16 protein-coding genes and 1 other RNA gene are annotated in these 20,265 nt (G+C 53.9%); 12 read left to right on the forward strand and 5 right to left on the reverse strand.

Annotation, left to right across the window (positions count from 1 at the left end):
• Positions 1-14: 14 nt before the first annotated feature.
• The 5 genes from ACXIZX_RS07905 (at position 15) to ACXIZX_RS07925 (ending at position 4,431) form a co-directional block, all read left to right on the forward strand.
• Entirely contained in the window at positions 15-560 is a 546-nt protein-coding gene (locus tag ACXIZX_RS07905; RefSeq protein ID WP_479403892.1) for a glutathione peroxidase, read from the forward strand.
• Entirely contained in the window at positions 561-1,307 is a 747-nt protein-coding gene (btuD, locus tag ACXIZX_RS07910) for a vitamin B12 ABC transporter ATP-binding protein BtuD (RefSeq protein ID WP_479403893.1), read from the forward strand.
• Between the two features lie 69 nt (positions 1,308-1,376).
• Positions 1,377-1,835 carry an NlpC/P60 family protein gene (locus tag ACXIZX_RS07915; RefSeq protein ID WP_008102952.1) on the forward strand — a complete coding sequence of 153 codons (459 nt, stop codon included), beginning with the start codon at positions 1,377-1,379 and terminating at the stop codon, positions 1,833-1,835.
• A 314-nt stretch (positions 1,836-2,149) separates the two neighbouring features.
• Positions 2,150-2,893 (forward strand): EAL domain-containing protein, encoded by a 744-nt coding sequence (locus ACXIZX_RS07920; protein ID WP_293798047.1) that lies wholly within the window; start codon positions 2,150-2,152, stop codon positions 2,891-2,893.
• A 98-nt stretch (positions 2,894-2,991) separates the two neighbouring features.
• On the forward strand, positions 2,992-4,431 hold the full coding sequence (locus ACXIZX_RS07925; RefSeq protein WP_479403894.1) for a protein adenylyltransferase SelO: 1,440 nt from the start codon (positions 2,992-2,994) through the stop codon (positions 4,429-4,431).
• A 7-nt stretch (positions 4,432-4,438) separates the two neighbouring features.
• Here the strand turns inward: ACXIZX_RS07925 and ACXIZX_RS07930 are convergent, their stop codons facing one another.
• Positions 4,439-5,485 (reverse strand): 3-deoxy-7-phosphoheptulonate synthase, encoded by a 1,047-nt coding sequence (locus tag ACXIZX_RS07930; RefSeq protein ID WP_479403895.1) that lies wholly within the window; start codon positions 5,483-5,485, stop codon positions 4,439-4,441.
• 233 nt (positions 5,486-5,718) lie between these two features.
• Complete coding sequence (ppsR, locus tag ACXIZX_RS07935; RefSeq protein WP_008102960.1) at positions 5,719-6,546, reverse strand: posphoenolpyruvate synthetase regulatory kinase/phosphorylase PpsR; 828 nt, start codon at positions 6,544-6,546, stop codon at positions 5,719-5,721.
• Between the two features lie 449 nt (positions 6,547-6,995).
• Between ppsR and ppsA the strand changes: the two genes are divergently transcribed.
• Positions 6,996-9,383 carry a phosphoenolpyruvate synthase gene (gene ppsA / locus ACXIZX_RS07940; protein WP_479403896.1) on the forward strand — a complete coding sequence of 796 codons (2,388 nt, stop codon included), beginning with the start codon at positions 6,996-6,998 and terminating at the stop codon, positions 9,381-9,383.
• Between the two features lie 99 nt (positions 9,384-9,482).
• On the opposite strand, the gene rprA is transcribed toward ppsA, so the two are convergent.
• Both rprA and ydiK read right to left on the reverse strand, forming a co-directional pair.
• An RNA gene (rprA, locus tag ACXIZX_RS07945) (antisense sRNA RprA) lies at positions 9,483-9,590 on the reverse strand.
• Between the two features lie 339 nt (positions 9,591-9,929).
• Positions 9,930-11,042, reverse strand: a complete 1,113-nt coding sequence (ydiK, locus tag ACXIZX_RS07950) for an AI-2E family transporter YdiK (RefSeq protein ID WP_008102965.1) — start codon at positions 11,040-11,042, stop codon at positions 9,930-9,932.
• 205 nt (positions 11,043-11,247) lie between these two features.
• Between ydiK and ydiJ the strand changes: the two genes are divergently transcribed.
• Positions 11,248-14,301 carry a D-2-hydroxyglutarate dehydrogenase YdiJ gene (gene ydiJ, locus ACXIZX_RS07955; protein ID WP_479403897.1) on the forward strand — a complete coding sequence of 1,018 codons (3,054 nt, stop codon included), beginning with the start codon at positions 11,248-11,250 and terminating at the stop codon, positions 14,299-14,301.
• 30 nt (positions 14,302-14,331) lie between these two features.
• Here ydiJ and ACXIZX_RS07960 read toward each other — a convergent pair whose 3' ends face one another.
• The gene (locus ACXIZX_RS07960; protein WP_008102969.1) at positions 14,332-14,736 is read right to left on the reverse strand and encodes a hypothetical protein; all 405 of its coding nucleotides are present in this window, start codon (positions 14,734-14,736) and stop codon (positions 14,332-14,334) included.
• A gap of 389 nt (positions 14,737-15,125) precedes the next feature.
• On the opposite strand from ACXIZX_RS07960, the gene sufA reads away from it, so the two are divergent.
• Genes sufA through sufS form a run of 5 tightly spaced genes read left to right on the forward strand, consistent with a single transcriptional unit; the run spans position 15,126 to position 20,254 of the window.
• Entirely contained in the window at positions 15,126-15,500 is a 375-nt protein-coding gene (sufA, locus tag ACXIZX_RS07965) for a Fe-S cluster assembly scaffold SufA (protein WP_007892717.1), read from the forward strand.
• Between the two features lie 7 nt (positions 15,501-15,507).
• Positions 15,508-17,001, forward strand: a complete 1,494-nt coding sequence (gene sufB / locus ACXIZX_RS07970; RefSeq protein WP_008102971.1) for a Fe-S cluster assembly protein SufB — start codon at positions 15,508-15,510, stop codon at positions 16,999-17,001.
• Positions 17,002-17,035: 34 nt separating this feature from the next.
• Positions 17,036-17,782, forward strand: coding sequence for a Fe-S cluster assembly ATPase SufC (gene sufC / locus ACXIZX_RS07975; RefSeq protein ID WP_008102973.1), 747 nt, complete (start codon positions 17,036-17,038; stop codon positions 17,780-17,782).
• Positions 17,757-19,034, forward strand: coding sequence for a Fe-S cluster assembly protein SufD (sufD, locus tag ACXIZX_RS07980; protein WP_479403898.1), 1,278 nt, complete (start codon positions 17,757-17,759; stop codon positions 19,032-19,034). Before sufC ends, sufD begins: the two co-directional genes overlap by 26 nt.
• Positions 19,031-20,254 carry a cysteine desulfurase SufS gene (gene sufS, locus ACXIZX_RS07985; protein WP_479403899.1) on the forward strand — a complete coding sequence of 408 codons (1,224 nt, stop codon included), beginning with the start codon at positions 19,031-19,033 and terminating at the stop codon, positions 20,252-20,254. Before sufD ends, sufS begins: the two co-directional genes overlap by 4 nt.
• The last annotated feature ends 11 nt before the right edge of the window (positions 20,255-20,265 follow it).

The raw sequence follows: 20,265 nt of genomic DNA on the forward strand, positions 1-20,265 counted from the left end.
AACAGGAATCGACTATGAGCATTTATCAAACAGAACTGGTGACGCTGGACGGTGAAAAAACCTCGCTGGCTGCCTATGAAGGCAAGGCGCTGCTGGTGGTGAACGTGGCATCGAAATGCGGCCTGACGGCGCAGTACGAACAGTTAGAATCGCTGCAAAAAGCCTGGCAGGATAAGAACTTCAGCGTGCTGGGATTCCCGTGCAATCAGTTCCTCGAGCAAGAGCCAGGCAGCAACGAAGAGATCAAAACCTTCTGCAGCACCACTTACGGCGTGACTTTCCCGATGTTCGATAAAACTGACGTCAACGGCGAGCATCGTCATCCGCTCTATGCCCAGCTGACGGCGGCGCAGCCAGTGGCGCAGCGCCCGGAAGGCAGCGGTTTCCTTGAGCGCATGGAGAGCAAAGGCCGCGCGCCGAAAGCGCCAGGCGATATCCTGTGGAACTTCGAGAAGTTCCTGATTAATAAGCAGGGCAAAGTGATTGCGCGCTTCTCACCGGATATGACGCCGGACGATCCGATCATCCTGAAAAGTGTAGAGCAGGCGCTGGCCGAGTAAATGCTATTGCAGTGTCAGGGAGTCAGCATCACAGGGCGCCTGGCTCCCGTTGAACTTAGCGTTAACGCCGGTGAATTAGTGCATCTGGTGGGGCCGAACGGTGCCGGCAAAAGTACCTTGCTCAACGCGCTGTCCGGTTTGTTGCCGAGCCAGGGCAGCATTCTGCTGGATGGCGCGCCGCTGTCCACGTTAAACGGTGCGGCATTGGCTCAGTTGCGTGGTTGGCTGCCACAGCAGCAGATGGCGCCGGGACAAATGCCTGTGTGGCATTACTTACACATGCATGTCTCCGCCCAGACGGCGGAAACAGACCGCATTTTACAGGATGTGTTCGCGCAGTTAGCTCTGCAGGACAAACTGACGCGCAGCCTGACCCAGCTTTCTGGTGGCGAATGGCAACGCGTGCGGCTGGCTGCCGTGGTGTTACAGGTTCATCCGGCGATCAATCCACGCGGCAAGCTGCTACTGCTGGATGAGCCGATGAGCGCACTCGATGTGGCGCAGCAACGCGCGGTTGATAAGTTGCTGGCTGAACTGTGTCGCAGCGGTCTGGCGATTGTTGCCAGTGGGCACGACCTCAACCACAGCTTGCGCCATGCCGATCGCGTGTGGTTAATGCACCAAGGCGCGGTTGTGCATCAGGGTAACGCCCGCGACGTGCTGACTGCTGCGCAGTTAACGCCGCTTTACCAAACCCCGTTTGAACAAATCGATACTGCACAAGGCCCGCTGCTGTTTATTCCCTGACGGAGGATTGCGTGGCGTGGCGCTTTGCCGCTAAAGTGACTGCCGGACGAGGGAGAGAGGAAAAGGCTGATGCGGCTGACAATTTTGATTTTGGCACTGTTGCTGGCGGGCTGTAGCCATCATGCGCCGCCGCCTAATGGTCGCCTTTCTGATTCCATCACCGTGATTGCCCAACTCAACGATCAACTGAGCCGCTGGCGCGGAACGCCATATCGCTATGGCGGGTTAAGCCGCGGTGGCGTGGATTGTTCCGGTTTCGTCTATCTGACCTTCCGCGATAAATTCGAGATGCAATTGCCGCGCTCGACCATTGACCAAACCGACATTGGTACGCGCATCGACAAAGGCGATCTGCTGCCTGGCGATCTGGTGTTCTTCAAAACCGGCAGCGGAGAAAACGGTTTGCACGTGGGTATTTACGATACCGACAACACCTTTATTCACGCCTCGACCAGCCAGGGTGTGATCCGCTCTTCGCTGGATAACGTATACTGGCGCAAAGTATTTTGGCAGGCGCGTCGCATCTAAATAGTGCTTTTATCGCTTAATAAAGACGCGGAAAAAGAAAGGTTATCTCACCCTGAATTAATTCCGAATCGTGCCGATATTTAACTATCATTTAGAATGGCACTTTACCCGCCATCGATTTAATACTAATAATAAAGCTAAATTTATTTAATTGGTATGGACATTAACCCCGGCTTATTTGGCTTAAGTATTATTTGCGGCTTAAATCGGCGTAATAAGACCTAAAACGGCACCTCTTCAAACGTTTGGTCCTATTGCCTGGTGGTATTTGTTGATATACGATGCGCCAATTGCCATTGCTTCTGGCTTGAAAAATGAAAGTCCATTTGTCTGCCGACTATCAGTCGGAAACCTGGTTTTATCCAGTTTACTCTCTGGCGGGCCAGCTGACTGCGGTCGAGCTGGTGACGCAATTTGTCCACGACAGTGCACCTATTACGCTGCCGCAGGATTTGCTATTGCCACAATTGGACGATGCGCAGCAATTACGTTTGCTGCAGAGCCAGCTTTCATTGCTGGAAAAGTACCGCGACTTTTTTGAGGTTAATCAAATTACCGCTTTGGTACGTATCGATGATTCCATGGCCAATACACTTTTAGCCAGCGAATTTCTGTTAAGGAAATTCCGACAAATTCCTTTTATTGTTTTGGATATCAGCGAAACGTTTCCGCAATTATCTTTGGGTAAATCCCATCCATTGCTCGCCGCATTACAAAGTGAATTTCGTTTATCGCTTTCACAATTTGGTGCAGGAAAAGCACCGGCAACGGCGGTATACGATAATCTGTTTAGCGTGTTAAAACTGGATAAAGTCTTTATTCAGAACCTGGCGAAACGTGCCTCGTTTACGCCTTTTATTCAGACGGTTATCAATAATTTTTCTGATTTTGCGGAGCAGATCATTATTTGTGGTATTGACGATAACCAAATGATGGAAAAGATGAGCACGTTGAGCGGTGCGCAGCTGCAGGGCAGTTTGTTCCCGGTGGTTAAAGCTGAACGCCTTAGCGATCTCATCTATTCCGATCTGAATTTACACACGCCTTCGCAGCAGTAATCCTTTCGCCTGTCTTCCGCGCCGCGTCGGCGTTACAATCCTGGTTATCTTAAAACTCAATGCAGGTGCCTTCATTAAGCGCACCTTCCGGAGTGTCGATGCAATTTACCAATAGCTGGCAGCAAGAATTAGCCGGATTCTACACCGCGCTGGACCCAACGCCATTGGCAGGTGGACGGCTGTTTTATCACAATGCGCCGCTGGCACAACAGATGGGTTTAGACGATGCGCTGTTCGCCGGCAGCGGGCATGGCGTGTGGTCAGGGCGCGAACTGTTGCCCGGCATGTCGCCGCTGGCGCAGGTGTATAGCGGCCATCAGTTTGGCGTCTGGGCCGGACAACTGGGCGATGGGCGCGGCATTCTGCTGGGTGAACAGCAGCTGGCAAACGGTCGTAAGCTCGACTGGCACTTGAAAGGCGCTGGATTAACTCCTTATTCGCGCATGGGCGACGGTCGCGCGGTGATCCGCTCCAGCGTACGCGAATTCCTCGCTTCCGAAGCGCTGCACCATCTTGGCATTCCCACCACGCGCGCGCTGGCGCTCGCCATCGGCGATGAGCCGGTGCTGCGCGAAACCCAGGAACGCGGTGCGATGCTGATGCGCATTGCCGACAGCCATCTGCGTTTCGGCCATTTTGAGCATTTCTATTACGGCGGTGAACAAGACAAAGTGCGCCAGCTGGCGGATTACGCTATTCGCCATCACTGGCCGCAGCTGAAAGAGGAAGCGGACCGTTATCTACTGTGGTTCACCGATATCGTTAAACGCACCGCCAGCCTGATCGCCCATTGGCAAAGCGTGGGCTTTGCGCACGGTGTGATGAACACCGATAACATGTCGATTCTGGGCTTAACGCTGGATTACGGTCCGTACGGTTTCCTCGACGACTATCAGCCGGATTACATCTGTAATCACAGTGATTATCAGGGCCGCTACGCCTTTGAAAATCAGCCGATGATTGGCCTGTGGAACCTTAATCGCCTGGCGAATGCCTTGTCGGGTCTGATGACCACCGAGCAACTCAAACTGGCGCTCGGTCATTATGAAAACGAGCTGATGCGCGTCTGGGGCGAGAAAATGCGCGCCAAACTTGGCTTGCTGACGGCGGATGCCAATGACAACACGCTTCTGACCGGCTTACTGTCGATGATGTCGGCGGAACGCAGTGATTACACGCTGACCTTCCGCATGCTAAGCGACACGCAGCAAGATGAAAGCCGTTCGCCGTTGCGTGATGAGTTTATCGATCGTGACGCTTTTGATCGCTGGTACAGCGATTATCGCCAGCGTTTGTTGCAAGATCACGCCAGCGATGCGCAGCGTCAGGCGGTGATGAAGGCGGCCAATCCGGCGCTGGTTTTGCGCAACTATCTGGCGCAGCAGGTGATTGAAGAGGTCGAGAACGGCGAGACCACGGCGTTAGCCAGGCTGCACCGCGCGTTACAGCAGCCGTTTAGCGATGTGGCCGTCAGCGCGGAGTTGCGCCAACGGCCACCAGAGTGGGGCAAAACGCTGGAAGTGAGCTGTTCCAGCTAGGTCGAAATTAAAAACGGCTGTCGACTGCGGCAGCCAGTTTCGCCAGCACCTCGGCGCTGTCTTCCCAGCCGAGGCACGGATCGGTGATCGATTGGCCGTAGGTCAGCGCTTCACCGCTCACCACTTTCTGATTTCCTTCCTGCAGGAAGCTCTCGATCATCACGCCCGCGACTGCGCGCGATCCGGCACGGATTTGCGCCGCCACGTCATCGGCAACATCACGCTGACGACCATGTTGCTTCAGGCAGTTGCCGTGGCTGAAGTCGATCACCAGCTGCTCCGGCAGATTGAAGTCGCGCATATTGGCCGCCGCAGCCGCCACATCTTCGGCGTGATAGTTCGGCTGACGACCGCCGCGCAGGATCACGTGACCATGCGGATTGCCGCTGGTTTGATAAATGGTCATCTGACCGTTTTTATCCGGTGACAGGAACATGTGGCTGCCGCGCGCGGCGCGAATCGCATCGACGGCGATCTGCACGTTGCCGTCGGTGCCGTTCTTGAAACCGACCGGGCAGGAGAGCGCCGATGCCATCTCACGGTGAATCTGGCTTTCGGTAGTACGCGCGCCAATCGCGCCCCAGCTGATCAGGTCGGCAATAAACTGGCCGATCACCATATCAAGGAATTCGGTGGCGGTTGGCATGCCCAGCGCGTTGATATCCAGCAGCAGTTTGCGCGCGATGGCGATGCCGCGATTTACATCATAGCTACCATCCAGATCCGGATCGGAAATCAGGCCTTTCCAGCCAATCACGGTGCGCGGTTTTTCAAAATAGGCGCGCATCACGATTTCCAGACGATCTTTATGGCGCTCACGCAGCACGTTCAGACGTTCTGCATACTCAATCGCCGCTTTAGGATCGTGCAGAGAGCAAGGTCCAATAATCACTAAAAGACGCGGATCTTCGCCGGTCAGAATGCGCGCGATGCGTTGACGGGAAGCCGTGACGTTGGCGGCAATCTCTGCCGAAATAGGGTGTTCATGCGCGAGCGCAGCCGGAGTTAACAGGCTACCGATGCGCGCGGTACGCAGTTCATCAGTCTTGTTCATTGGGATTCTCAAAAATTTTTTCTTCGCAGCGGTGAAATACCGGGAAGTGATGGTGGTCACAATAAACTAATAGCCTGCGAATTCAACCTGCTAAAAACAAAGGTCATCAAATCGGACGGAAGCGTGGCTTTACATTGGAATTACAGTGAGATCAGGTCGCCATAAATGGCGACCCTACGAATGTGTAGTGCGGTTTTTGTAGGGCCGCCATTTATGGCGACCGCCAGCAACACCTAATACATGTTGCGGTTCAGGCCCATGATGTCGAGGATTTTGGTGGCGATCTCCTCCACCGAATAGTTGGTGCTGTTGAGATAACGAATCTGATTGGTGCGGAACAGTGCTTCCACTTCGCCCACCTCGAGACGGCATTGGCGCAGCGAGGCGTAACGGGTATTTTCCGCGCGCTCCTGGCGAATCGCCGCCAGCCGTTCCGGATCGATGGTCAACCCAAACAGCTTATGCTGATGCGCACGCAGCGCCGGCGGCAGTTTCAGGTTATCCATATCATCGGCAATAAACGGATAGTTAGCGGCGCGCACGCCAAACTGCATTGCTAAATACAAGCTGGTGGGCGTTTTCCCGCAGCGAGACACGCCGAGCAAAATCACCTGCGCATCTTCCAAACCGCGCAAAGAAATGCCGTCATCATGCGCAAGGGTGTAATCGATGGCCGCGATACGCGCGTCATATTTGCCGAGGTTGCTGGCGGTTAAACCGTGTGTGCGGTGCGCCACTGGCATTGACGCCACGCCCAACTCGCTCTGCAGCGGTGCCACCAGCGCCTGCACGATGTCCTGACAAAAGCCTTCGCTCTCGAGAATAATTTCGCGTACATCGGGCGTGACAATGGAGAAGAACACCAGCGGGCGTACGCCGCTCTGCTGATAGAGCGCATTGATTTGTGCTTTAACCGCTTGAGCGCGCTGCACATTCTCAACAAACGGCAGCGTCACGCTGTGGGCCATTACCGGGAACTGAGATAACACCGCATGGCCCAGTACTTCGGCGGTTATGGCGGTGCCATCAGAAATGTAGAATACGCTGCGTTCAGTGTTCATTGTGCAAATATCCTCTTGCGTATCAATGCCTAAATTATCGATGACAACATTTCATTTTAATTAATAGTAAAATGAAATATCCATATTATCCGCTATTGCGCTCACAAAGATGAATCAGCGAATAATCAATATTAGATGAAATGCTGTTTTGAAAAGCGTTATTTTCGCGCATTTTCCTTTTCGCGCATGAAATAAAGTGTGAAGCCGTTGCGCAACAAAAATCAATCGCTAACCCTCTGAAAAGGGGAAAAATATCGTTGCAGCAATCCATTAGCGTGAAATAGCCAGGTTGCGCAACTCAATTAATTCTAAGTACTAATCCGATTTTGCCTTTCTTTTCCTGCTTTAACGATTCAACACTTAGTCTTTATTTATCGGTTGTGCCAGGCTGTTTTGGCGAATAGCAAAATGTTCCATGTGTATTCACATCATTTAAAAGGATAATCTCAATGTCCAATCAAGACCAACAGTCGCTAGTGCTCTGGTACAACCAGCTTGGCATGCATGATGTTGATCGGGTGGGAGGCAAGAATGCTTCCCTGGGAGAAATGATTACGAATTTGTCGTCGCTGGGTGTTTCCGTGCCAAACGGTTATGCGACCACATCTTATGCGTTTAATCTGTTCCTCGATCAAAGCGGACTGAACCAGCGTATTTATGATTTGCTGGATAAAACGGATGTTGATGATGTTGCTGAGCTCGCGCAAGCGGGTAAACAGATTCGTCAATGGGTGGTCGATACGCCATTCCAGCCTGAGCTGGAAGCGGCGATTCGTAGCGCCTACGAACAACTCTCTGCTGATGATGCCGACGCCTCTTTTGCGGTGCGCTCGTCAGCCACCGCCGAGGATATGCCCGACGCCTCGTTTGCGGGCCAGCAGGAGACTTTCCTTAACGTGCAGGGCTATGACGCGGTGATCATCGCGGTGAAGCACGTTTATGCGTCCTTGTTTAACGATCGCGCTATCTCTTACCGTGTGCATCAGGGCTACGACCATCGCGGCGTAGCGCTCTCGGCCGGTATTCAGCGCATGGTGCGATCGGATCTCGCCTCCTCAGGCGTAATGTTTACCATTGATACCGAATCAGGCTTCGATCAGGTGGTGTTTATCACCTCAGCCTTTGGTTTGGGCGAAATGGTGGTGCAGGGCGCGGTTAACCCCGACGAGTTCTACGTGCACAAACCGACATTGGCAGCCAACCGTCCGGCGATTGTGCGTCGCACCATGGGCTCGAAAAAGTTGCGCATGGTGTATGCCGATTCGCAGGAGCATGGCGAGCAGGTGCGCATTGAAGATGTCGAGCAGGAACAGCGCGATCGCTTCAGCTTAACCGATGACGAAGTGCAGGCGCTGGCGCGTCAGGCGATGCTGATTGAGCAGCATTACAAACGCCCAATGGACATTGAGTGGGCGAAAGATGGCCACACCGGCAAACTGTTCATCGTGCAGGCGCGTCCGGAAACGGTGCGCTCCAACGGTCAGGTGATGGAACGCTATACGCTGCAGGGCAAAGGCAAAGTGGTGGTCGAGGGCCGCGCCATTGGTCATCGCATCGGTGCCGGTGAAGTCAAAGTTATTCACGACATCAGCGAGATGCACCGCATTGAAAAAGGCGATGTGCTGGTGACCGACATGACCGATCCCGATTGGGAACCGATCATGAAGAAAGCCTCAGCCATCGTAACCAATCGCGGCGGTCGTACCTGCCACGCGGCGATCATCGCGCGTGAGCTGGGCATTCCGGCGGTGGTGGGCTGTGGCGATGCCACCGATCACCTTAAAGATGGCCATAAAGTCACGGTTTCCTGTGCCGAAGGCGATACCGGTTATGTCTATGACGAACTGCTGGACTTTGAAGTCACCAGCTCGCAAGTCGATACCATGCCGGAACTGCCGCTGAAGATTATGATGAACATCGGTAACCCGGATCGTGCCTTTGATTTCGCCTGCTTGCCGAACGAAGGTGTTGGGCTGGCGCGTCTGGAATTCATCATTAACCGCATGATTGGCGTGCATCCAAAAGCGCTGCTGGAGTTTGATCAGCAAACGCCGGAACTGCAGCAGCAGATTCGTCAGATGATGAAAGGCTTTGATGATCCGATTGAGTTCTACATCGGCCGTCTGACCGAAGGGATTGCGACCTTGGGTGCGGCGTTTGCGCCGAAGCGCGTGATTGTTCGTCTCTCGGATTTCAAAACCAACGAATATGCCAACCTGGTCGGCGGCGAGCGTTATGAGCCGGAAGAAGAGAACCCGATGCTCGGTTTCCGTGGCGCCGGTCGTTACGTTGCTGACAACTTCCGCGACTGCTTCAAGCTGGAGTGCGAAGCGGTGAAGCGCGTGCGTAACGAAATGGGACTGACCAACGTTGAGATCATGATTCCGTTCGTGCGTACCGTCGATCAAGCCGAAGCGGTGATCGCCGAGCTGGCGAAAAACGGTCTGAAGCGCGGCGAGAACGGCCTGAAAGTGATCATGATGTGTGAGATCCCGTCCAACGCCTTGCTGGCTGAGCAGTTCCTCGAGCACTTCGATGGCTTCTCAATCGGCTCAAACGACATGACGCAGCTGGCGCTAGGCCTTGATCGCGACTCTGGCGTGGTGTCCGCGCTGTTTGATGAGCGTAATGATGCGGTGAAAGCGCTGTTGTCGATGTCGATCAAAGCGGCGAAAAAACAGGGAAAATACGTCGGTATTTGTGGTCAGGGCCCATCAGATCATCAGGACTTTGCGGCATGGTTAATGGAGCAGGGCATTGATAGCCTGTCGCTGAATCCGGATACCGTGGTTGAAACCTGGTTAGGTTTGGCAGAGTTGAACGCTGCGAAACATTAACCAAACGGTAATTTGATGCTTCAAATGAGAGTTTGACGTGTCATTAAGGTAATTATCAAGGCCAGCGCTGCTGGCCTTGTTGTTTTGCCTGAAAAAAAGCCAAAAAAAAGCCCATCACAGGGGATGGGCAAAGACTACACACAGCAATTCTTCACTTTACTCAGGGGAATAAGGTTGTTTAAAAATCAGTAGCTTGATTCCAAACATAGGAAACATGTTATTGATCAGGCCCGCTGGCGTCTTTAAGAATCCTCTTATTAGTTTAAAGCTGATAACCTTTCGTGGTGATTTTCTTAGTGATCTACCGCTGTTTCAGCTGCAAAAATAATCATTCCGTAAGCGAATCCCACCTAAAGCGCCTAAAACTGCGTTTTTTCTTAAAAATCGCTTATGGAAAAAAATTATTATCGGTAGGGAATGCAAGGTGACGAAGTTAAGGCATTAGGCGGGTTAAAGTAAGGCCAGTGTAAAACGGAGAGTTTGTGCAACTTATGTAGGATGCACTTTCATGTGAATCAGGTCGCCATGAATGGCGACCCTACGAACTTAACGTTGTTCTTCTTCGTGATCGGCTAGTGCTTCGATGGCGGTTTGCATATCGTCATCGGGTTCAGGCGCTTCATGCATCCACACCGAAACCAGACGATAAGAGACCGCCAATACCACCGGACCGATAAATAGCCCAATCATGCCGAAAGCAATCAATCCGCCAATAACGCCGGAGAGAATCAGGATCATCGGTAAATCAGCGCCCATACGAATCAACATCGGACGCAACACGCTGTCCAGCGTACCGACCACGCAGCTCCACACCAGCAGCACCGTGCCCCATGTGGTATCGCCGCTCCAGTAGAGCCAGATAATCGCTGGCACTAACACCACCAGCGGTCCGAGCTGCACCAGACAGGTCAGAATCATCAGCACGGTTAACAGCGTGGCGTAAGGAATGCCGGAAATGGCTAAACCGATGCCGCCGAGTACGCCCTGCACCAGTGCGGTGACCACTACGCCGAGCGCCACGGCGCGAATCGCCTGACCAGCCAGCAGCACGGCGGCATCACCACGGCGTCCGCTCATGCGATAAGCAAAATGACGAATCCCGTGACCCACCTGCTCGCCGCGCCAGTAGAGCAGCACGCTGAACAGCAGCATCACGATGAGGTGCATCATAAAGCGGCCAAAGTGTCCGGCCTGCGCCACGAAGAAGCCCGTGGTGCGACCAATATAAGGCTGCACCTGATTGAGCATCGCCGCGCCGCCGCCATCCACTAATTTGTGGTAGCTGGAGTAGAGTTTTCTGCCGACATACGGAATCTGTCGCAACCAATCGAAGTCTGGCATCACCAGATGGCGCTGCGTTGCCCAGGCAATCACCGGCGCGCTGTTATCAATCAGGCTGCTGACCAGCAGGGCGATAGGAATAATAAACAGCAGTAATAGCAAAATGGTCATGGCGATGACCGCCAGCGAGCGGCGTCCCCATAACATTTGTTGCAGACGAATCATCAACGGCCAGGTGGCGATCACCACCATGCTGGCCCAGGCAAAGCCGAGAATAAAGGGCTGCACCACCCACAGACTGGCGATGATCATGATCAGAATGAACATCAGTGAAAACAGCATTTGCGGTAAATCCATACCGCGTTGCAGGTCTTTCATCACAACGGTTAACCTCGATTGAATCCTTCAGAGTGGGGCTGAACAGCCCTGATTAATGATGATCTATTTCCTGAAAATTAAACAGGAAAAGCAGCGACGGCGGCGCGCTTTCCTGAAAAAACAGCAGCCAGCAGAAAAGTATGATAAAACCAAGGGCTGAAAAAAATTACGACGCAAACGTTTACAACATCTCGGTCACTCAATAATGATCCCACAGATTTCTCAGGCACCGGGCCTCGTTCAACTGGTGCTGACATTCCTGCAGTCCTTAAATGAGCAAGGCTTTACCGGCGATACCGCCACCAGCTATGCCGATCGCCTCTCGCTATCCACCGACAACAGTATTTATCAGCTGCTGCCTGATGCGGCGCTGTTTCCGCGCTCGACGGCGGATGTAGCCTTGATTGCGCGCCTCGCCGGTGAAACCCGCTTTACCAGCCTGGTGTTTACGCCACGCGGTGGCGGCACCGGCACCAACGGGCAGTCGCTGAATCAGGGCATCGTGGTGGATATGTCGCGCTATATGAACCGCATCCTGGAAATCAATACCGATCAAGGTTGGGTGCGTGTCGAAGCGGGCGTGGTGAAAGATCAGCTCAATGCGTGGCTCAAGCCCTATGGCTTCTTCTTCTCGCCGGAGCTCTCCACCAGCAACCGCGCCACGCTTGGCGGCATGATCAACACCGATGCATCGGGTCAGGGTTCGCTGGTGTATGGCAAAACTTCCGATCACGTTGAAGGTCTGCGTGCGGTGCTGCTGGGCGGCGATATCCTGGATACGCGCGCCATGCCGACCGCACTGGCGGAACAGCTGGCGAACACGCCAACGGCGGAAGGGCGCATTTATCAGCAGGTTTTAAGCCGCTGCCGTGAACAGCGCGATCTGATTCTGGAGAAATTTCCCAAACTCAATCGCTTCCTGACCGGCTATGACCTGCGTCATGTCTTCAGCGACGATTTACAGACATTCGATTTGACGCGTCTGCTGTGCGGCGCGGAAGGTACATTGGCCTTTATTACTGAAGCGCGCCTCGACATCACGCCCATCCCGAAAGTGCGGCGTCTGGTGAACATCAAATACGACTCCTTCGACTCGGCGCTGCGTAATGCCCCTTTTATGGTGGAAGCCAAAGCGCTGTCGGTAGAAACCGTTGACTCGAAAGTATTGAACCTGGCGCGTGAAGATATCGTCTGGCATTCGGTGAATGAATTAATTACCGATGTGCCAGACAAAGAGATGCTCGGCCTCAACATCGTGGAGTTTGCCGGTGATGATGGCGAACTGATTGAGCAGCAAATCAGCACGCTGTGCCAGCGCCTGGATGAGCTGATGCAGCAGCAGATGGGCGGCGTGATTGGTTATCAACTGTGCGACGATTTAGGCGGGATTGAGCGCATCTATAATATGCGCAAAAAAGCGGTTGGCCTATTGGGGAACGCCAAAGGGCGCGCCAAGCCGATTCCGTTTGTCGAAGATACCGCCGTGCCGCCAGAACAGCTGGCGGATTACATCGTCGATTTTCGTGCGCTGCTCGACAGTCACGGCCTGAGCTATGGCATGTTTGGTCACGTGGATGCCGGCGTGTTGCATGTGCGGCCGGCGCTGGATATGTGCGATCCGCAGCAGGAGCTGCTGATGAAGCAGATCTCCGATGAAGTGGTGGCGCTAACCGCGCGCTACGGCGGTTTATTGTGGGGCGAGCACGGCAAAGGCTTCCGCGCGCAGTACAGCCCGGAATTCTTTGGCGAGACGCTGTTCAATGAGTTGCGTCGCATCAAAGCCGCCTTCGATCCTGACAATCGCATGAATCCCGGCAAGATCTGTACGCCGCTGGGCAGTGATGAAGCGATGATGCAGGTTGATGCAGTGAAACGCGGCACCTACGATCGGCAGATTCCGGTTACGGTGCGCAACGAGTGGCGCGGCGCGATGGAGTGTAATGGCAACGGTTTGTGCTTCAACTTTGATGCGCGTAGCCCGATGTGCCCGTCGATGAAGATTACCCGCAACCGCATTCACTCGCCGAAAGGGCGCGCCACACTCACGCGTGAATGGCTGCGCTTGCTCTCCGAGCAGGGCGTGGATCCGGTTCAACTGGAGCAGGCATTGCCCAAACAGGGCGCCAGCCTGCGTACGCTGATTCAGCGCACGCGTAATACCTGGCACGCGAATCAGGGCGAATATGACTTTTCGCACGAAGTAAAAGAGGCGATGTCGGGCTGTCTGGCGTGTAAAGCCTGTTCGACTCAGTGTCCGATCAAGATTGATGTGCCGAACTTCCGTTCACGCTTCCTGCAGCTTTATCACACTCGCTATCTGCGTCCGATGAGCGATCATCTGGTGGCCACAGTGGAAAGTTACGCGCCGTTGATGGCCAAAGCGCCCAAGGTGTTCAACTTCTTCCTCAAACAGCCGTGGATGCGCGAACTGAGCAAAACGCATATCGGCATGGTGGATTTGCCACTGCTGTCATCGCCGAGCCTCAAGCAGCAGTTAAGCGGTCATCCGGCGATGAACCTGACGCTGGAGCAGTTAGAAGCGCTGGATGCGGCGCAACGCGAAAACTGCGTGCTGGTGGTGCAAGATCCTTTCACCAGCTATTACGAGGCGCAGCTGGTCACCGATTTCGTCAAGCTGATTGAGAAACTCGGTTATCGTCCGGTGCTGCTGCCGTTTTCACCGAACGGCAAGGCGCAGCATGTGAAAGGCTTCCTGCAACGCTTTGCACGTACCGCCAGCAAAACCGCCGATTTTCTCAACCGCGTGGCGAAACTGGGCATGCCGATGGTCGGCGTCGATCCGGCGACCGTGCTTTGCTATCGCGATGAGTATAATCAGGTGCTGGGCGAGCAGCGCGGCGAGTTTAACGTGCAGCTGGTGCACGAGTGGCTGCAAACCGCGTTGTCTCCACGCGCGGAACAAACCGCCAGCGGCGAAGCCTGGTATCTGTTTGCGCACTGCACCGAAGTGACCGCGCTGCCATCCACGCCGAATCAGTGGCAGAGCATCTTTGCGCGCTTTGGCGCGAAGCTGGAAAACGTCAATGTCGGTTGTTGCGGCATGGCGGGAACCTATGGCCACGAAAGCGCAAACCTGGAGAATTCGCTGGGAATTTATGAGCTTTCCTGGCATCCGCAACTGCAAAAGCTGCCGCGTCAACGCTGTCTGGCAACCGGCTTTTCCTGTCGTAGCCAGGTGAAACGCGCAGAAGGCAATGGCATGCGTCATCCACTGCAAGCGTTACTGGAAATGATGTAAACAAATTGTAGGAGACGTCACAAAGCTGGATTAGAATATCCAGCCTGCGTGGCGAACAAAATCACTCTGCAGGCGGGTAGCTTGATCCCACTCGCCGCTGAGCGCCAGTTGATGACACAAACGTGTTAATGACAGGCGCGCCAGTTGATAGGCCTGAATCCGGAACAAACGGTCACGATCGGCATTGCCCATCTCCTGCACTAAGCGGTGATGGAGCTTGCCCATGGCATGCAGAAAGCTGTGATCGTCGCCGTTAAGTTCGCAGATTTCTGCCATATCGAGGCAGGTGTCGTTGAAGCGACGCAGTTGGTCGAGAGTGCAATCGGTGCGGTTGAGCTTTGCCTGAGCCATGTAGAAGTCAACGGTGATATCGCGCACCGAAAACTTATATTCGTCGATTTTATGTTGTAACCAGGCTGAGACGGTAAGCGTCATATCGCCACCTTTTTAGGTTAATGATAATCATTATCATATTCAACCGCGTCAGGAATGCAATTCCCGCTGTGAAATTTTATTGATTTCTTCTGCCTGTTACTAAAATCGGCAATAACAATTTCTTTACATTGTAGAAAGGCGTAACCTATCAATCAGGATTAAATCGTAAAATTGATTTTAAAAATTTTGCGGCAATTTAACGGGTTACGCTGGTCAGGCGCGCACGGGAATGCCGCCGTCAATCTGCTTTGAAGCGACTATGCTTAATAAAGCAGCAGTGAAAAATAGCACGAGATGATTATCCCTGCAAAACAAGAGGTTGAAGTGATATCTGATATCACTACCATAGGGGGATAGCCTGAAAAGGCCCAGACATACGAGGTAGCACAATGTCATCAGTAAATGCCGACTCCTTTTCACCCGAAGATTTCGTCTGGAAAGGGCTCACGCTGACCGAATCGGCAGCGAAACAGATTCTTAACCTTGTAGAACAAGACCCTGAAGTCAAGGGCTTGAAACTGGGTGTGAAAACGTCCGGCTGTGCCGGCTTTGGGTACGTTATGGATCTGGTAAAAGATCCTGCCGATGACGACCTGCAGTTTGAGCAATTCGGCGCAAAACTGTTTGTGCCACTTCAGGCGATGCCGTTTGTTGACGGTACCGAGCTGGATTATGTCCGCGAAGGTCTTAACCAGATTTTTAAATTCAACAACCCTAAAGCTCAACACGCCTGCGGGTGCGGTGAAAGCTTTGGCGTCGAGTAAGTAAAACATGTCACGACACACCGAAGCATCTGATGATGTACAAATGTGGGAAGGCAAGCTCAACTATAAAGAGGGCTTCTTTACCCAGTTACAAACCGAAGAATTTGCTCACGGCATCAATGAAGATGTGGTGCGCGCCATTTCGGCTAAACGTAACGAACCTGAATGGATGCTTGAATTCCGTCTCAAGGCGTTCCGCGCCTGGGAGCAAATGGAAGAGCCGCACTGGCTGAAAGCGCACTACGAAAAACTGGATTATCAGGATTACAGCTACTATTCCGCGCCGTCCTGCGGCAACTGCGATGACAGCTGTGCTTCTGAACCTGGCGCGACCCAAACCTCCGGCAGCGTCGCCTCCAGCGACTACCTGACGAAGGAAGTGGAAGACGCGTTCAACCAGTTAGGCGTTCCGGTGCGTGAAGGGCGTGAAGTGGCGGTGGATGCGATTTTCGACTCCGTGTCCGTTTCCACTACCTATCGCGGCAAGCTGGCGGAGCAGGGCATTATCTTCTGCTCGTTCGGCGAAGCGATTCACGATCACCCAGAGTTGGTGCAGAAGTATCTCGGTACTGTCGTGCCGCCTAACGATAACTTCTTTGCCGCGCTGAACTCCGCTGTGGCCTCTGACGGTACCTTCGTGTACATCCCGAAAGGCGTACGTTGCCCGATGGAGCTGTCGACCTATTTCCGCATCAATGCGGCAAAAACCGGTCAGTTCGAGCGCACCATCTTGATCGCCGATGAAGACAGCTACGTCAGCTACATCGAAGGTTGTTCGGCTCCAGTGCGTGACACCTATCAGCTGCACGCCGCAGTGGTAGAAGTGATCATCCACAAGAACGCTGAAGTGAAATATTCTACCGTACAGAACTGGTTCCCAGGCGGTGAAGGCGAGGGCGGTATCCTCAACTTCGTCACCAAACGTGCTCTGTGCGAAGGCGATCACAGCAAGATGTCCTGGACACAGTCTGAGACCGGTTCGGCGATCACCTGGAAATATCCAAGCTGCATTCTGCGCGGTGACTACTCGATTGGTGAGTTCTACTCCGTCGCGCTGACCGCGGGCCGCCAGCAGGCGGATACCGGTACCAAGATGATTCACATTGGTAAAAACACCAAGTCGACCATCATCTCGAAAGGTATCTCTGCCGGTAAGAGCCAGAACACCTATCGCGGCCTGGTTAAAATCATGCCAACCGCCACCAACGCGCGTAACTTCACCCAGTGTGATTCGATGCTGATTGGTGCCGAGTGCGGTGCGCATACTTTCCCGTATGTGGAAACGCGCAACAACACCGCCCATCTGGAGCACGAAGCCACTACCTCGCGCATCGGTGAAGATCAGATGTTCTACTGCCTGCAGCGCGGCATCAGCGAAGAAGATGCGATCTCAATGATCGTTAACGGCTTCTGCAAAGACGTTTTCTCCGAGCTGCCACTGGAATTCGCCGTGGAAGCGCAAAAATTGTTAGCTATCAGCCTTGAGCACAGTGTGGGCTGATGCCCGTTGCCGGAAGCAATGTGAAGGAAAGAGTATGTTAAGCATTAAAGATTTGCAGGTTAGCGTTGAAGACAAAGAGATTTTGCGCGGTCTGAACCTTGAAGTAAAACCGGGCGAAGTCCACGCCATCATGGGACCGAACGGTTCAGGTAAAAGTACCCTGTCTGCAACGCTGGCTGGTCGTGAAGATTACGAAGTCACTGGCGGTTCTGTCACCTTCAAGGGCAAAGACCTGCTGGAACTTGAGCCAGAAGAGCGTGCCGGTGAAGGCATCTTCATGGCGTTCCAGTATCCGGTAGAAATTCCGGGCGTCAGCAACCAGTTCTTCCTGCAGACCTCGGTCAACGCGGTACGTAAATACCGTGAGCAGGAGCCGCTGGACCGTTTCGACTTCCAGGACTTTATCGAAGATAAAATCCAACTGCTGAAGATGCCAGAAGATTTGCTGACCCGTTCAGTAAACGTGGGCTTCTCCGGCGGTGAGAAGAAGCGTAACGACATCCTGCAGATGGCGGCCCTGGAACCTGAGCTGTGCATCCTTGATGAAACCGACTCCGGTCTGGATATCGATGCGCTGAAAATCGTAGCCGAAGGCGTTAATAGCCTGCGCGACGGTAAGCGTTCATTCATCATCGTGACGCACTATCAGCGCATCCTGGATTACATCAAGCCGGATCACGTACACGTGCTGTATCAGGGCAAGATCGTTAAATCTGGCGACTTCTCGCTGGTGAAACAGTTGGAGGAGCAAGGCTATGGCTGGCTTACCGACCAAGAGTGATAACGCCCTGCAGCAGTGGCATCACCTGTTTGAATCGCGCGGTGACGTGCGTTCTTTACAGGCGCAGCAGCACTGGCAGCAACTGATGCGTGTCGGCCTGCCGACGCGTAAGCACGAAAACTGGAAATACACGCCGCTTGATGGCCTGCTGGCGCAGCAATTTGTGCTGCCACAGCCGCAGGAAGTGAGCGCTGAGCAAGTTGAAGCGCTGGCGCTGCCGGTTGATGCGGTGCGTCTGGTGTTTATTGATGGTCGCTTTCAGGCTGAATTGAGCAGCCGTGATACCGGCCTGTTTGAAATTCAGCATGCGCAGGCTTCTGAGCGTCGTCCGCTGCCGGCACCGATTCAGCCGGAAGTGTTCCTGCATCTGACCGAAAGTCTGGCGGAAGAAGCTACGACTATTCGTCTGGCGCGTGGCAAATCAGCGGCTAAACCGCTCTATCTGCTGCACATCACCAGCGGTCAGGACGCGGGCACTAACACCGTGCATCATCGCCATCATTTGCAGCTGGAAGCCAGCGCAGAAGCGGAAGTGATTGAGCACTACGTTACGCTGAATGACGTGGCGCACTTTACCGGCGCGCGTTTCACGTTCGACGTGGCCGACAATGCCAAACTGCAGCACATCAAACTGTCATTTGAGAGCGAGAAGGCTTACCACTTCGCGCACAATGACGTGGTGATGGGCCGTGATGCGAATGTAGCCACCACCAGCTTCCTGCTGGGTGCGGGCTTGTCACGTCACAACACCAGCGCGCAGCTGAATGGCGAAAATACCAATCTGGCGATCAACAGTTTGTCGTTGCCGGTGAATCAGGAAGTGTGCGATACCCGCAGCTATCTGGAGCACAACAAAGGCTATTGCACCAGCCGTCAGATGCACAAAGTCATCGCGCGCGATAAAGGTCGTGCGGTGTTTAACGGCATGATCAAAGTGGCACAGCACGCGCTGAAAACTGATGGACAGATGACCAACAACAACCTGTTGCTGGGCCGTCTGGCTGAAGTAGACACCAAGCCGCAGCTGGAAATCTATGCTGATGACGTGAAGTGCAGCCACGGTGCGACCATTGGTCGTATTGATGAAGAGCAGATGTTCTATCTGCGCTCGCGCGGCATCGATGAGACCGCCGCACAGCGTATGATCATCCATGCATTTGCCGCTGAACTCACCGAAACGCTGGAGAATCCGGTACTGCGTCAGGTGGTGCTGCAGCGCATTGCCGCGCGTATTCCGGGAGTTGAGTCATGAGTTTCGATCTCGAACGCATCAGAGCGGAATTTCCGATTCTGAAACGTGAGGTCAACGGACATCCGCTGGCCTACCTTGATAGCGCGGCCAGCGCACAGCGCCCGCTCGCGGTCATCAATGCGGAAAGTTATTTCTACCAGCACGGCTATGCGGCCGTGCACCGCGGTATCCATTCGTTGAGCGCGCAGGCGACCACCGACATGGAGAACGTGCGTCATCAGGCAGCGCGTTTTCTTAACGCCGCAACGCCTGAAGAGATCATCTTTGTCAAAGGCACCACCGAAGCCATCAATCTGGTGGCTAACAGTTGGGGCGGCAGTCAGCTGCAGCCAGGCGACAACATCATCATCACCGAGATGGAGCATCACGCTAACATCGTGCCGTGGCAGATGGTGGCGCAGCGAACCGGCGCAGAAATTCGCGTACTGCCGCTAAATGCGCAGGGCGAGCTGGCGCTAGAGCAGCTGAGCGGCTTGATTGATAGCCGCACTCGTTTGCTGGCGGTGACCCACGTTTCAAACGTGCTCGGAACCGTCAATCCTGTGAAAGCCATCGTGGCGCAAGCGAAAGCCGCTGGCGTAATTACCCTGGTGGATGGCGCGCAAGCTGTGATGCATCACGCGGTGGATGTGCAGGATATCGACTGCGACTTCTACGCCTTCTCCGGCCATAAGATTTATGGTCCGACCGGCATTGGTGTGTTGTATGCGCGTAAAGCGTTGCAGGAGATCATGCCACCGTGGGAAGGCGGCGGTTCGATGATTTCTGAGGTTGTGCTGCCAACCGGCACCACCTTTAACAGTACGCCATGGCGTTTCGAAGCGGGCACGCCTAATACCGGCGGTATCATTGGTTTGGGGGCGGCGTTAACGTGGATCAGCGAACTGGGCCTGGACGTTATTCATCAGCGCGAATCGATGCTGATGCGATATGCGCTGGATAAACTGGCTTCGGTGCCGGATCTGGTGATTTACGGTCCGGAGAGTCGTAGCGGCGTGGTGGCTTTTAACCTCGGCAAGCATCACGCGTTTGATGTCGGCAGTTTCCTTGATCAATACGGTATTGCGATCCGCACTGGCCATCATTGCGCAATGCCGCTGATGCGTCATTATGCGGTGCCGGCGATGTGTCGTGCCTCCTTCGCGCTGTATAACACCGAAGAAGAAGCCGATCGCCTGGCCGCAGGTTTGACCCGTATTCATCGTCTGCTGGGCGGTTGAGCAGATTTCAG

This window comes from Candidatus Pantoea symbiotica, assembly GCF_056491525.1.